General features: G+C 71.9%; 11 protein-coding genes. 8 read left to right on the forward strand and 3 right to left on the reverse strand.

Features of this window, described 5'->3' with window-relative positions:
• The first annotated feature begins 392 nt into the window (after positions 1–392).
• From IE251_RS22240 to IE251_RS22270, 7 genes are all read left to right on the forward strand, one after another.
• The gene (locus IE251_RS22240) at positions 393–1,028 is read left to right on the forward strand and encodes a hypothetical protein (RefSeq protein ID WP_189754756.1); all 636 of its coding nucleotides are present in this window, start codon (positions 393–395) and stop codon (positions 1,026–1,028) included.
• Between the two features lie 127 nt (positions 1,029–1,155).
• Positions 1,156–2,775 (forward strand): DUF6801 domain-containing protein, encoded by a 1,620-nt coding sequence (locus IE251_RS22245; RefSeq protein ID WP_189754757.1) that lies wholly within the window; start codon positions 1,156–1,158, stop codon positions 2,773–2,775.
• A 59-nt stretch (positions 2,776–2,834) separates the two neighbouring features.
• On the forward strand, positions 2,835–3,776 hold the full coding sequence (locus tag IE251_RS22250; protein WP_189754758.1) for a hypothetical protein: 942 nt from the start codon (positions 2,835–2,837) through the stop codon (positions 3,774–3,776).
• Between the two features lie 210 nt (positions 3,777–3,986).
• On the forward strand, positions 3,987–5,198 hold the full coding sequence (locus IE251_RS22255) for a PucR family transcriptional regulator (protein WP_189754759.1): 1,212 nt from the start codon (positions 3,987–3,989) through the stop codon (positions 5,196–5,198).
• A 278-nt stretch (positions 5,199–5,476) separates the two neighbouring features.
• Entirely contained in the window at positions 5,477–6,697 is a 1,221-nt protein-coding gene (locus IE251_RS22260; RefSeq protein WP_189754760.1) for a metallophosphoesterase, read from the forward strand.
• Between the two features lie 266 nt (positions 6,698–6,963).
• The gene (locus tag IE251_RS22265; protein WP_189754761.1) at positions 6,964–8,397 is read left to right on the forward strand and encodes an endo-1,4-beta-xylanase; all 1,434 of its coding nucleotides are present in this window, start codon (positions 6,964–6,966) and stop codon (positions 8,395–8,397) included.
• Positions 8,398–8,434: 37 nt separating this feature from the next.
• Entirely contained in the window at positions 8,435–9,802 is a 1,368-nt protein-coding gene (locus tag IE251_RS22270) for an RICIN domain-containing protein (protein WP_234471092.1), read from the forward strand.
• Positions 9,803–9,862: 60 nt separating this feature from the next.
• Here IE251_RS22270 and lysA read toward each other — a convergent pair whose 3' ends face one another.
• The 3 genes from lysA to IE251_RS22285 form a co-directional block, all read right to left on the reverse strand.
• A complete protein-coding gene (lysA, locus tag IE251_RS22275) occupies positions 9,863–11,197 on the reverse strand; it encodes a diaminopimelate decarboxylase (RefSeq protein ID WP_189754762.1) in 1,335 nt (444 codons plus the stop codon).
• Between the two features lie 14 nt (positions 11,198–11,211).
• Positions 11,212–11,571, reverse strand: coding sequence for an SAV_915 family protein (locus tag IE251_RS22280; protein WP_189754763.1), 360 nt, complete (start codon positions 11,569–11,571; stop codon positions 11,212–11,214).
• Between the two features lie 178 nt (positions 11,572–11,749).
• A complete protein-coding gene (locus IE251_RS22285; protein ID WP_189754764.1) occupies positions 11,750–12,184 on the reverse strand; it encodes a winged helix-turn-helix transcriptional regulator in 435 nt (144 codons plus the stop codon).
• Between the two features lie 213 nt (positions 12,185–12,397).
• Here IE251_RS22285 and IE251_RS22290 point away from each other — a divergent pair, with 213 nt between their 5' ends.
• On the forward strand, positions 12,398–13,801 hold the full coding sequence (locus IE251_RS22290; protein ID WP_189754847.1) for an MFS transporter: 1,404 nt from the start codon (positions 12,398–12,400) through the stop codon (positions 13,799–13,801).
• The last annotated feature ends 37 nt before the right edge of the window (positions 13,802–13,838 follow it).

The following is a 13,838-nucleotide window of genomic DNA, read 5'->3' on the forward strand; positions in this document are numbered from 1 at the left end:
AACCGCGGTGGGCAATACAGGGTTCCAGGTTTTCGGAGAGTCCCGGTTCGGCCATGCGAAATCTGTCACGGCGCAGACAAACCGGCCCCCGGAACTTGTTGCCGAGTGAGCAATCCCGACCCGTACGGGCAGGCCGGGGGCACCCCCTCACCCACCGCCAAAGGCCCCCGGCTTTGGCAGCGGATGACTAAGACCGGTTGCGGATCACTCACCCCGGAAAGAGATGGTTCTTCTTTTCAAAGAATCATGAACAACGGCATTGTTCGGCGAAGTTTCCCGCCAGTAACGTCATGGTTCGCGGACGGGGAACACCGAGCCGCGGGCCGCACACCCTCGATCGATTCAGCAGCGGCCCATCCCTGCCGTTCAACCACAAGGAGAGCCCTGACGCCATGAAGAAGCACACGAGAAGGCTCGCCGTCGTGGCGGGTGCGGCCGCGGCCGCCTTCGGTCTCACCGCCGGGCCCGCCTCGGCGGCTCCCTCCACGGTCTGGACCGTCACCCCGACGGGCAGCTACACGGCGACGAACAGCGGCAACATCGTGCTGACCGCGACCATTCCGATGACGTGCACGACGTCCAGCGCGTCCGGCACCATGTCCAGCGCCACCGGCAACCCGGCCACGGTCGCCACCATCAGCGCGATCAGCTTCGGCACCTCGGCATCGCCGTGCACCAGCGTCCTCGGCAACGTCAGCACCGTGGCGGTCACCCCCTGGACGGTCGTCGCACAGGACTACAACGCCTCGACCGGCGTCACCACGGGCTACGTCGGCAACATCACGGCCAACGTGTCCGCGGGCGCCTGCAAGTTCACCGTGACGGGCAAGGCCTCGGGCACCTACACCAACTCCTCGGGCGTCCTGGCGGTCAACAGCGTCGCGGGCGAGCTGGTCGTCAGCTCCAACCCGGCGCCCGTCAACTGCGGCACGGTGGTCACCACCTCCACCAAGCCCACCTTCAAGGGCAACTACGTCATCAAGTCCTCCAACGGCACCATCCCGAAGATCGTCGGCTCCAACCCGTAAGGCGCCGCAGTCCGCGTCCGCCCGGCCGGTCACGCACCCCGGCCGCGCGGACGCGGACCGCCCGGCCCCGCCCGCCTTCGGCTCTTCCCCTTTTTGTCCACACCGGTGTACGACCGACTGGAGCTGTATGAGAGGCCATCGCGCCGCCGCGCCGCGGCTGCCCCGGGTCCGTGCCCGCACCACGGCCATCGGCGCGTTCGTGGTACTCGCCGCCATGGTCCCGGCCGCGGTCTCGGCCGCGGGCACCCAGGAGGCCGATGTCACGCTCCCCTATGTCTGCCGGCTGCCCTCGGGAGAACTGCCCGCGACGGTACGCGTCACAGCGGACTTCCCCACCGCGGCCACGGCGGGCAAGGCGTTCACCCCCGCCGATGTCACCACCACCGTCGAGCTGCCGGCCGAAGCGGTGGCGGACCTCGCCCGCGGCCGGGCGTCCGGCGTGCGCGCGGTGACCCGTCTCGGGGTCGGGATCGCGCAGGGCGAGTCGGCGGCCGAGGCGACCTGGCGCGGTACGGCACCACCGGCCGCCCTGCCCGCCTCGGGGCCCCTGACGCTGACCGCGACGGGCGACGTCCCCTCCGTCACCGCCCGCGTGGACGGCGCCCTCGCCTTCTCCGCCCGCGCCCTCGACCTCGACCTGGCGCTCGACACACCGGACGGCACCGCCGCCGACCCCGCCGCGCTGACCATCGGCTGCTCGCTCGCCGAGGACGCGCCGAAGCGGGGCCTGCTGGCCACCGTACAGATCGAGCCGGACCCCGAGCCCCCGGCCACCGGCCCCGCCTCACCGGCCCCCTCCGCCCCGGCACCGGACACCGGCACCCCCGGCACCCCGCACTCCCCGGACGACCAGGCCGGCCAGAACGGCCAGGACGGCCAGGGGAGCCGGGACGACCAGGAGGGCCGGGCGCCGACGGTGACGGAACGGGCCCCGCGGGGCGCCGCGACCCGCCGCCCGGACGCCCCGCCCTGCCGCTACGACGAGCGGCACCCGTCCACCTCGGCATCGCTCGACGCCTACGTCACCGGCTACACCAACGTGCGCAAACTGGCCGGGGCCTCACTGATCCCCCTGTCCTGCGCGCTGATCGAGCAGGGCCCCACCGACATCGAGCTCTTCCCGGACTACTCCGGGGGCTATCTCAGCCAGCACTCGCAGGGAACGCTCTGGTACCGGGGCAAGCCGCAGACCCCGCCGTTCCAGGCAACCTTCCTGACCTTCGGCTTCGTTCCGACCAAGGCCACGATGGTGCTGGAGCAGACGGGGCCCATGACCATGGACGGCAAGGGCGAGACCTCGTTCGTCACCCTGTTCACCAAGATGGAGACACGGGTACGGGTCCCGCTGGTCCTCAGGGTGACCGCCCTGGAGGTCAACGGAACCCCGCTGGACGTCGGTACCGGCTGCCGGACGCGAAGCCCGCTGCGCTCCGAGGAGCCCGAGCCCGCGAAGTTCCCCGGTGACCACCTGGTGCTGACCGGCCGCAGCTCGCACCAGCCGCCCGCCCTGCCGGTCGGCTATCTGCTCAGCTCCGGCGGTCCGTTGACCGGCGAGGTGACCATCCCCGCCTTCACCCACTGCGGCGGCAAGGGCGAGGACCTCGACCGCCTGCTCACCGCCTCGGTGTCCGGCCCCGGCAACTACGTCAAGCAGATGCAGGGCCAGACGTGCGCGGTGCAGGTCTTCAACCCCGACCAGTGCACCAAGGATCTGCAACCCCTCGTCATCCCCGTCCCCGAGCGCTGAGCCCGAGCCGCCCCCGCCCGGCGCCGCCCCCGTTCCCCTCTCCCCGGAAGGCCACCACCATGCCCCGGCTCTCCACCCGCACCCGGCTCTCCGCCGTCGCCGCCCTGACCGCGCTCGGCACCCTCGCCTCCATCGGCGGCGCGTCGGCCGCCGACCCCACACTGAACGGCCAGTGGGCCCCCTTCACCCGCTGCCCCGTGGACGCCCCGGCGATGCTGGCCGCCGACGGTTCCGACAGGACCCCGCAGTGCGTGGTCTCCACCTCCGCCAGTGGCTCCATCAAGCTGGGCAAGACCACCGTGGTCACGGGCCGGACCAACCTCCAGTTCGGTGTCGTGCAGAACGCGGACGGCACCAGCACCGTCGTCGCCCCGCCCTCCGGCGCGCTGGTCGCCGACTCCGCCACCGTCCCGGGCGGTCTGCTCGGCCTGATGTGTCCGAGCGACATCCCGGTGATCAGCGGTATCTGCCAGACCCTCAGCGACGCCAAGCTGAACAAGATCACCGCCACGATGGAGTCCGTCGGCGCGCCGTACGCCTTCGACCAGACCGCGGGCGTCCTCAAGGACCTGCCGATCATCGCCCTGCCGGTCCGCGTCCACCTGCAGAACCCGCTCCTCGGCGACAACTGCTACATCGGGTCGGCGTCCGCCCCGATCGTGCTGCGGCCGAAGAACCTCGACTACCCGGCGTTCGGGATGAGCTTCTTCAAGGGTGACGGCACGGCCGACGAGGCCGGCGAGATGAGCCGGATCGACCTCACCGGCGCCCCGCAGAACGACGGCGGCTTCGCGGTGCCGGGGGCCACCGGCTGCGGCCTGAACGTCGGCCTGATCAACGCCGCCGTCAACGCCAAGACCGGCCTGCCCTCCGCCGCCGGGAACAACAGCCTCACCCTGAACAGCGCCCAGACCTTCCTGGCGGGCCTCACCGCGCCCGGGACCGTCGTGCCCGACGCCGGCAAGGTGCTCGCCCGCGACTGGCACTCCGCCGTCCGGTGACGGCCCCGGCCCGGCCGTTTTCCGGCGGCGGGCCGCGGCAGGCACCGGCGTAATCCGCCTGAGCGGTGTACACCGGGCGGCTCAGTTGATTAAGTGTCAGCACCCAGACCGGTGTGACACCTGGTGGACCGGGCCGGGCGCCCTCCGCTCGAGGCGGACGGCGCCCGGCCGGCCGCCTCGCCGGACACTTCTGAGCGCAAGAGGTGACTTATGCCCTCGATCGCACGGTCCCCCGAAGTCGGCGAACCGCTCGGCCCCCTGCCCAAGCGGTTCGCGGCCGTGATACGGCCCGAACTGCCGAGCCTGCTCAACGAGATACGAGCGGAGGTCACCCGCGCCTACCCGGTGTACGGCCGGCTGCTCAACGGGCCGAGCGGGGACGCGATCCGCCAGGGCGTGGAACTGGCGCTGGTCACCTTCGTGGACCGGGTGGCCGACCCCGGCAGGCGCTCCGAGGCCCGCGACGAACTGCTGCGCAGGTTCGGCCGGGTGGAGGCGTACGAAGGCCGCGACCTGCACACCCTGCAAGGCGCCTACCGCCTCGGGGCGCGGATCACGCTGCGCCGCGCCAAGACGATCGGGCGGCAGCACAACCTCTCCCCCACCCTCGTGCTCTCCTTCGCCGACGCCCTCTTCGCCTACGTCGACGAACTGGAGGCGGTCACCCGCGAGGGGTACGCGGAGGTGCGGGAGCGGGCCGCGTCCGAGGTGTCCGCGTTACGAAGACGCCTGTTACACCTCATCCTGGCCGCGCCGCCGCTGCCCGGGACCACCGTCACCGAGCTGGCCGAGGCCGCCGGCTGGGAGCTGCCCCCGCGGTGCACCCTGGTCGCCCTGCGCCCCCCGGTGGCCGACCGCATCCAGGCCGCGCTCGACGAGGACGTCCTCGTCGACCTCGACATGCCCCAGCCCCATCTGCTCGTCCCCGGCAGCCTCACCCCGCAGCGCCTGGCGATGCTCCGCAAGGCCCTGTCCGGCACCCGTGGCGTGCTCGGGCTCACCGTCCCGCTCGGCCAGGCCGCCGACTCGGTGCGCTGGGCGCGCCGCGTCCTGCAACTGGTCGACGACGGAGTGGTCCCCGACGCCCCGCTGATCGCCTGCGAGGACCACCTCACCACCCTGTGGCTGCTGTCCGACCATGCCCTGGTCGACCATCTCGCGGCCCGCGAACTCGCCCCGCTCGACGGGCTCCCGGCCAGCCGGCGCGGCCGGCTCATCGAGACCCTGCGGGTCCACATCTCCACCCGCGCGCCCGCGGAGCAGGTGGGCGAGATGCTGGGCGTCCACGCCCAGACCGTCCGCTACCGCCTGCGCACCCTCGACTCCCACCTCGGCGACCGGCTCGCCGACCCCGAGCACCGCTTCGCCCTGGAGGTCGCTCTGCGCGCCCTGCACCTGCGGGGGCACGACGGCTCCCGGTGAGGCGGCGGCGTACGGGTGCGCGGGAACCGGCGGCCCGGCAGCCGGGGCACCCCCGCCGGCGGCCGGCAACGCCGTGCCTGCTCCGCCGGCCCCCTCACCCGACGACCGCTGACCGTGCACGCTCCGCCGACCCCCTCACCCGACGGCCACTGACCGCACCACCGGGCACGCACCACCGGACCTTCACCCGACGGCCGCTGACCTGAGCACCGGTCCGGGTGGCCCGAGAGTGACCGGATACAGTGCGGCGAGACGGCAGCCCGGTCAGGAGGGGAAGCGTGACCGACACCAGCAGCACCCGGCCCGCCGAGGGTGAGGCGCGAGCGCCGCGGCGAAGCCCGCTGCACCGCCTGATGCGCCACCTCCCCCTGATCGCCCCCGTCCTGCTGTGGACCGTGCCCTGCTGGGTGCTCCTGTACACCGGCCAGCACTGGCCGCTGCCCGTCACCCTGGCCGGCACCGTCCTGCTCGCCGCCTGCCTCGTATGCATGCCGCTCGCGCTGGCGCGCGGTCACGGCCGGCGCCGGCAGGACCGGGCGGCGATCATCGGTGACACCCTGCTGGGCGCCGGCTGGGTGCTGTTCACCTGGTCCGTTCTGCTCGGCGTCCTGCTGCGGCTCGCACTGACCGTGGCCGGTTTCGGCGGGAGCCAGGACCGGGCCCGCGTCGTCACCTGGGCCGTCCTCGGCGTGACCGCCGTCCTGCTCGCCTGGGGGTACGCCGAGGCCCGCCGCGTACCCCGCGTGCGCCGGCTCGACGTGGAACTCCCGCGCCTGGGCGCCGGGTTGGACGGGCTGCGGGTCGTCCTGATCACCGACACCCACTACGGCCCGCTCGACCGCGCCCGCTGGTCGGCGCGGGTGTGCGACAGGGTGAACACCCTGGAGGCCGACCTGGTCTGCCACACCGGCGACATCGCGGACGGCACGGCCGGACAGCGCCGCGCCCAGGCCGCCCCCCTCGGTACCGTGCGGGCCACCCGCGCCCGGGTCTACGTCACCGGCAACCACGAGTACTACAGCGAGGCGCAGGGCTGGGTCGACCTGATGGACGAGCTGGGCTGGGAGCCGCTGCGCAACCGTCATCTGCTGCTCGAACGCGGCGGCGACACCCTCGTGGTCGCCGGCGTGGACGACGTCACCGCCGAGTCCTCCGGCCTGGCGGGCCACCGCGCCCATCTCGCCGGAGCCCTGGACGGCGCCGACCCCGGCCTGCCCGTCCTGCTCCTGGCGCACCAGCCGAAGTTCGTCGACCGGGCGGCGGCCGCCGGCATCGACCTCCAGCTCTCCGGCCACACCCACGGCGGCCAGATCTGGCCCTTCCACCACCTGGTCCGACTCGATCAGCCCGCCCTCGCCGGCCTCAGCCGCCACGGCGCCCGCACGCTCCTCTACACCAGTCGCGGCACCGGCTTCTGGGGCCCGCCGTTCCGCGTGTTCGCCCCCAGCGAGATCACCCTGCTCGTGCTCCGTTCCTCCCACCCGTCGACCTCGTCGTAACACGGGTGTCACACCACGGAATTACGAAACTTTCGAGCGAAAATCGGAATCTTTTCCTGCGGGGAGTATTGACGGTGCACCGTCATGGCTCGATCATCCCTGTCTGAGAAAGCGACCGCAGTTCGACATTTCGAACCACATCGGCCCTGCGCAATCCATGCCGCACGGCCGATCCACGCCCACGCGCGACGTCGGGATCGTCCCGTCCCTGGACGCGATCCCCCGCGCTTCAGTCCTTCCGTGATGTCCGTCTTGGAGGCACAGTCATGGGCTCGTACGCCCTTCCCAGATCCGCTGTCCGCCGCAGGCTCCGCGGCCCGCTCATGGCGCTGCTCGTCGGCGCCCTCGGTTCGGTCGGCGCACTGGCCGCGCCGACGACCGCGAACGCCGCCGAGAGCACGCTCGGCGCCGCGGCCGCGCAGAGCGGCCGCTACTTCGGCACCGCCATCGCCTCGGGCCGGCTGGGCGACTCGACGTACACGTCGATCGCGAACCGTGAGTTCAACATGGTGACGGCCGAGAACGAGATGAAGATAGACGCCACCGAACCGCAGCGCGGCCAGTTCAACTTCACCTCCGGTGACCGCGTCTACAACTGGGCGGTGCAGAACGGCAAGAAGGTGCGCGGGCACACCCTGGCCTGGCACTCGCAGCAGCCCGGCTGGATGCAGAGCCTCAGCGGCAGCAGCCTGCGCCAGGCGATGATCGACCACATCAACGGCGTGATGGGCCACTACAAGGGCAAGATCGCCCAGTGGGACGTCGTCAACGAGGCCTTCTCCGACGACGGTTCGGGCGGCCGGCGGGACTCCAACCTCCAGCGCACCGGCAACGACTGGATCGAGGTCGCCTTCCGCACCGCGCGCGCCGCGGACCCGGCCGCCAAGCTCTGCTACAACGACTACAACATCGAGAACTGGTCCTGGGCCAAGACCCAGGGCGTGTACAACATGGTCCGGGACTTCAAGCAGCGGGGCGTGCCGATCGACTGCGTCGGCTTCCAGTCGCACTTCAACAGCGGCAGCCCCTACAACAGCAACTTCCGCACCACCCTGCAGAGTTTCGCCGCCCTCGGCGTCGACGTGGCCATCACCGAACTCGACATCCAGGGCGCCTCGTCCACGACCTACGCCAACGTGACCAACGACTGCCTGGCCGTCTCGCGCTGCCTCGGCATCACCGTCTGGGGTGTGCGCGACAGCGACTCCTGGCGGTCGAGTGACACGCCGCTGCTGTTCAACAACGACGGCAGCAAGAAGCCCGCCTACACGGCCGTCCTCAACGCCCTCAACGGCGGCTCCACCACGCCGCCCCCCACGGGCGGCGGGCAGATCAAGGGGGTGGGTTCCGGCCGCTGCCTGGACGTGCCCGGCGCCGCCACCGCCGACGGCACCCAGCTCCAGCTGTGGGACTGCAACAACGCGACCAACCAGCAGTGGACGTCCACCGACTCCGGCGAGCTCAGGGTCTACGGCGACAAGTGCCTGGACGCCGCCGGCACCGGCAACGGCGCCAAGGTCCAGATCTACAGCTGCTGGGGCGGCGACAACCAGAAGTGGCGCCTGAACTCCGACGGTTCCATCGTCGGTGTCCAGTCCGGCCTCTGCCTCGACGCCGTCGGAGCCGGCACCGCCAACGGCACCCAGATCCAGCTCTACTCCTGCTCGGGCGGCAGCAACCAGCGCTGGACGCGGACCTGATGGGACCCTCCGCCGACGAGACGAAGGGGGTGAATCGATGACGGCGCACGCTGCGGCCCCCGCGATCCGGCATCGCTGGTGGTCCCGGATCGCGGCCGTGGTGGCGGCGACCCTCGCGATCGGCCTGCTCGCCGCCGTGCGGCCGGCGCCCGCCCAGGCGGCGACGGTGGACACCAACGCCTGGTACGTCCTGGTCAACCGCAACAGCGGCAAGGCGCTGGACGTCTCCGGCGCGTCCACCGCCGACGGCGCGCGGGTCGCCCAGTGGACGCGCACCGACGGAGCCAACCAGCAGTGGCAGTTCGTGGACTCCGGCGGCGGCTTCTACCGCCTCAAGGCCAGGCACTCGGACAAGGTTCTCGACGTGGCCGGCGCCTCGGCCGCGGACGGTGCCGCGGTCCAGCAGTGGACCGACCACAACGGGACCAACCAGCAGTTCCGCCTGGCCGACTCCGACGCCGGCCACGTCCGGCTGATCAACCGGGGCAGCGGCAAGGCGGTGGAGGTGCAGGGCGGCTCCACCGCCGACGGCGGCAACGTCGTCCAGTACACCGACTGGGGCGGTGCCAACCAGCAATGGCAGCTGGTCAAGCTGTCGTCCGGCGGCGGAAGCGGAAGCGGTTGCGGCAGCGCCCCGGCTCTGACGAGCGGGACGCACACGATCCAGAGCGGCGGCAAGAGCCGCAGCTTCATCCTCCGGGTTCCCGACGGCTACGACAGCAACCACCCCTACCGGCTGATCTTCGCGTTCCACTGGCGGGGCGGGACCGCCGGCGACGTCGCCTCGGGCGGCACCAGCGGGAGCGCCTGGTCCTACTACGGCCAGCAGGAACAGTCGGGCAACAGCGCGATCCTGGTCGCCCCCCAGGGCCTCGGCAACGGCTGGGCCAATTCCGGCGGTGAGGACATCACCTTCGTCGACGACATGATCCGGCGCGTCGAGGGCGCCCTCTGCGTCAACCCGGCACAGCGTTTCGCCACGGGATTCAGCTGGGGCGGCGGTATGAGCTACGCCCTCGCGTGCAGCCGGGCGAACGTGTTCAGGGCCGTCGCGGTCATGTCCGGCGCCGAGATCAGCGGATGCAGCGGTGGCAGCCAGCCCATCGCCTACTTCGGGATCCACGGCATCGGCGACTCCGTCCTCGGCATCGCGCAGGGACGGTCCCTGCGCGACAGGTTCGTCGCCAACAACGGCTGTACCGCCCAGAGTCCGCGCGAGCCGGCGCCGGGCAGCCGCACGCACATCACCACCCTCTACTCGGGCTGCCGTGCCGGATACCCGGTCCAGTGGGCCGCGTTCGACGGGGACCACATCCCCGGTCCGGTCGACGGCTCCTCCGGCGAGAGCGGCGTCACCACCTGGACCAAGACGGAGATCTGGAAGTTCTTCGCACAGTTCCAGTGACCCACCCGCACCTTGGAGTGGAGCCGGGACGAACCTGGCTCCACTCCGAGGTCGGCGCTGCTACAGGCCGACGTCCCGGCCGCGGATGTCCGCCATGGACTCGCGGCGGACCAGGAGGCGGGCGAGGCCGTCGCGTACGGCGGCCACGGGCGGGCGGCCGACCAGGTTGTAGCCCGAGGCCATGGACAGGTGGTAAGCGCCCGCCACGGGTACGGCGAGCAGGTCGCCGGGGCGGACGTCGGCGGGCAGTTCGGCGTCGGCGGCCAGGATGTCGCCCGCTTCGCAGTGCCGGCCCGCCACGGTGACGCGGGCCCGTTCCGCGGTGCTGTGCCGGCCGGCCAGGCGGGGGGCGTAGCGGACGCCGTACAGGGCCGGGCGGGGATTGTCGCTCATGCCGCCGTCCACGGCCACGAAGAGGTTCCCGCCCGAGCGTTTCACGGACAGCACGCGGTACAGAGCGACACCGGCGGGGCCCGCGATCGCCCGTCCCGGCTCGATGACCAGCCGGGGGACGGGGAGTCCGGCGGCGGCGCAGGCGCCGGCGAGTTCCTTGCGCACCTTGCGGGCCAGCGAGGTCAGGTCCAGGGCTTCCTCTCCGGGGCGGTAGGCGATGCCGTGCCCGCCGCCGAGGTCGAGTTCGGGCAGGACCAGCCCGTGCTGTTCGCGCAGGCGGGCCATCAGGCCGACCATACGGCGCACGGCCGCGAGATACGGCTTCACACTGGTGATCTGTGAGCCCAGATGGCAGTGCAGCCCGGTGAGTTCGAGCTGTGGCCGGCCGAGGACGCGGGCGATGGCGTGCTGGGCGTGGCCGTCGGTGATGGAGAGCCCGAACTTCTGGTCGTCCGTGCCGGTGCGGACCTTCTCGTGGCCGCCCGCGCTGATGCCGGGCACCACGCGCACCATGACCTTCTGGTGGCCGCCGGGGCCCACGGCGGCGGCCAGCCGCGCGATCTCCGAGGGGCTGTCGATGACGATACGGCCCACGCCCAGACGGAGTGCCGTCTCCAGGTCCCGCGGAGACTTGGCGTTGCCGTGCAGCACCATCCTCTCCGGCGGGAAACCGGCGGTGGCCGCGAGCTCCAGCTCACCGGCCGAGCAGACGTCCAGACCGAGGCCCTCCTCGTCCATCCAGCGAGCCATGGCCCGGCACAGGAACGCCTTGGCCGCGTAGAGGACTTCGGCGTCCGGAAAGGCGTTCCGGTAGGTGCGGCAGCGGTCGCGCACCTCGGCCTCGTCGAGGACGTAGACGGGGGTGCCGAAGCGGTCGGCGATCTCCGTGAGCGGTACGCCGCCCACGGCCAGGTCGCCGGGACGGGATTCGGTGGCCGAAGCGGGCCACACCGACAGTTCGGCGAGGGCCGCGGGGACGGCGGATTCGTGAACGGTGGTCATCGCCTGCTCTCCTCTCAGCCGGTCCACCGGGCCGAGGCGGCCAGGGCCGCCGCCGGGACGGCCGGGACCGCCGGTCCGGCCGGCGCCGGCGCGCAGGCCGTGAAGCGCGGGTCGATCGTGACGGTGGTGACGCCGAGCGGTGCGGTCAGCGCGCGCAGTGCCGGCTCGGCGAGACGGATCCACGCCTGACCGGTGCCGAGGGCCGCGACGAGTCCCCGCGCGGAGGTGAAACCGACGGCCGAGCGGTCGCCGAGCGGTGTACGGAAGAGGCGGACCACAGACCCGGAGGGGCCCGGCCGGACCGGGACGTACAGGGGTCCGGCCGGGAACCGATCGGAGGGCTCGGGGTCTTCGCCGTACAGGAGTTGTTCCATGGGACACCTACCAGGAGAGAGCTGGAACGCCCCGGACGCGGGGAGGCGGGCCGGGGCTCGCCGTCGACGTTATGCCCGTCCGCGCCCGGCCCCCGGCCCCTCCTGACGGAACGCTGACGGTGACCGGGACGACCTTGACGCACTGTTGACGTGCGGGGCAGGCGGCTTCGCGCTCCCCTCAGGACGCCTTCTCACCAGGCTCCGTACGCCGGTCGTACTCGGCGCGGGCCGTCGCGATCTCCTCCTGGTGCTCCTCGGTCCAGGCCACCAGCGCCTGGATGGTGTCGTGCAACGTCGCGCCCAGTGGCGTCAGTTCGTAGTCCACCCGGGGCGGCACCACCGGGTGGACGGTGCGGCGCACCAGCCCGTCCCGCTCCAGCTGGCGCAGGGTCACCGTGAGCATCCGCTGGCTGATGCCCTCGATGCTGTGGCGCAGTTGGTTGAAGCGCAGGCTGCGGTTCTCCAGCAGTGCGATGACCAGAAGCGACCACTTGTCGGCGACGCGGTCCAGGATCTGGCGGACCTCGCACCCCTCGCGGACGTCCCACTGGAGGATGTTGTAGTCCTCGGTACCCGAGCAGTGCCTCGGTGACTTCGAAGTGCCTTCTTCCATGGGGCCTCAGCCTGCCGGAGGATTCCCACAGTTACAACAGAGAACCGACAGGCTCTCGCGTAACCGGGGTGCGCACCCGTGGAATCCAGCATTCCCCTGGATTTCCCTCATCCATGTCCGGACACCGCGGAATTCCCGGCGTCCGTCCCTCAGACATTCTCAAGGAGAACCTCCGTGTCCACCGTGCAATCCCCGTCGGGCGGCACCGATCGCATGAGCGGGCGCGCCTGGGGCGTGCTGTTCGTGCTGTGCGGCGCGATCTTCCTGGAAGGCATCGACGTGGCCATGCTCAATGTGGCCCTCCCGTCGATCCGTGACGACCTCGGGATGTCCACCGGCACGCTGCAGTGGGTCATGAGCGCCTACGTCCTCGGCTACGGCGGGTTCATGCTGCTCGGCGGCCGGGCGGCGGACCTCTTCGGCCGGCGCCGGATGTTCGTGTCCTGGCTGGTGGTGTTCCTGCTGTTCTCAGGTCTGGGCGGGCTGGCGACCGAGGGCTGGATGCTGCTCGTCGCCCGGTTCGCGACCGGTGTCGCCGCGGCCTTCATGGCCCCGGCCGGCCTGTCGATCATCACCACCGGCTTCGCGGAGGGCCCCCAGCGCAACAAGGCCCTGCTGGTCTACTCCGGCACCGCCGCCGGCGGCTTCTCCATCGGCCTGGTGGCCGGTGGGCTGCTCACCGCGGTCGGCTGGCGGTGGGTGTTCTTCGCCCCGGTGATCCTCTCGGCGGTCATCCTGCTCGCCGCCGTCGTCCTCATCCCCGAGTCGCCCCGCCCCGACCGGCGGGGCCGGTCCGTCGACCTGGCCGGCTCCATTACCGTGACCGGCGCGATCCTGCTGCTGGTGTTCGCCGTCGAGCGCGCCACGCACGTCGACGCGATCCGGACGGCCGGCACGGTCGCCGTCAGCCTCGTGCTGTTCATCGCCTTCACCGTCATCGAGCGCAGGTCGGCGGCGCCGCTGGTGCGGCTCGGCCTGTTCCGGCACGGCGGACTGGTCCGCGCGAACCTCGCGGCGCTGCTCTTCTCCGGCGGATTCTTCGGCTTCCAGTTCGTCGTCACGCTCTACCTACAGGAACTGCGCGGCTGGTCGGCCCTGCAGACCAGCCTCGCGATGATCGTGATCGGCGTCGACACGGTGCTGGCGCCGACGCTCACGCCCAGGCTGGTCGGCAGGTTCGGCAACGCCCGGGTCGTCTTCGGCGGACTGGTGCTGGCCTGCCTGGCCTACGCCCTGATGCTGCCGCTGCGGGTGGACTGGAGCTACGCGCTGATGTTCCCGAGCCTGCTCGTGCTGGGCCTGGCCTTCTCCCTCGCGTACGGCCCGCTGACCATCGCCGGCACCGAGGGCATCGCGGAGGAGGAGCAGGGCGTCGCCGGCGGCCTGCTGTACACCAGCTTCCAGTTCGGCGCCGCGCTCGGCCTGGCCGCGGCCGCCGCCGTCGACATCGCGGCCACCGACGGCCCCTCGCCCGGCGCGCTCCTCGACGGCTACCAGGCGGCCTTGACCGTGCCGCTGGCCGCCGCGCTCGGTGCCGTACTGATCAGCGCCTTCGGTCTGCGGAGGCGCGCGGACGACGCGACCGGCGCACCCACGCCCACCCCGGCCGAGGTCTAGCCACCCCCCGTACGGCGCCTTTGTACGCGTACCGCGG

Source organism: Streptomyces eurythermus (assembly GCF_014649115.1).
GTDB classification, from domain to species: domain Bacteria; phylum Actinomycetota; class Actinomycetes; order Streptomycetales; family Streptomycetaceae; genus Streptomyces; species Streptomyces eurythermus.

Bases quoted from the DNA above. Each gene is read 5' to 3' on its own strand.
- IE251_RS22240 (WP_189754756.1), top strand. From the start codon at position 393: ATGAAGAAGCACACGAGAAGGCTCGCCGTCGTGGCGGGTGCGGCCGCG.
- IE251_RS22245 (WP_189754757.1), top strand. From the start codon at position 1,156: ATGAGAGGCCATCGCGCCGCCGCGCCGCGGCTGCCCCGGGTCCGTGCC.
- IE251_RS22250 (WP_189754758.1), top strand. From the start codon at position 2,835: ATGCCCCGGCTCTCCACCCGCACCCGGCTCTCCGCCGTCGCCGCCCTG.
- IE251_RS22255 (WP_189754759.1), top strand. From the start codon at position 3,987: ATGCCCTCGATCGCACGGTCCCCCGAAGTCGGCGAACCGCTCGGCCCC.
- IE251_RS22265 (WP_189754761.1), top strand. From the start codon at position 6,964: ATGGGCTCGTACGCCCTTCCCAGATCCGCTGTCCGCCGCAGGCTCCGC.
- IE251_RS22270 (WP_234471092.1), top strand. From the start codon at position 8,435: ATGACGGCGCACGCTGCGGCCCCCGCGATCCGGCATCGCTGGTGGTCC.
- lysA (WP_189754762.1), bottom strand. From the start codon at position 11,197: ATGACCACCGTTCACGAATCCGCCGTCCCCGCGGCCCTCGCCGAACTG.
- IE251_RS22280 (WP_189754763.1), bottom strand. From the start codon at position 11,571: ATGGAACAACTCCTGTACGGCGAAGACCCCGAGCCCTCCGATCGGTTC.
- IE251_RS22285 (WP_189754764.1), bottom strand. From the start codon at position 12,184: ATGGAAGAAGGCACTTCGAAGTCACCGAGGCACTGCTCGGGTACCGAG.
- IE251_RS22290 (WP_189754847.1), top strand. From the start codon at position 12,398: ATGAGCGGGCGCGCCTGGGGCGTGCTGTTCGTGCTGTGCGGCGCGATC.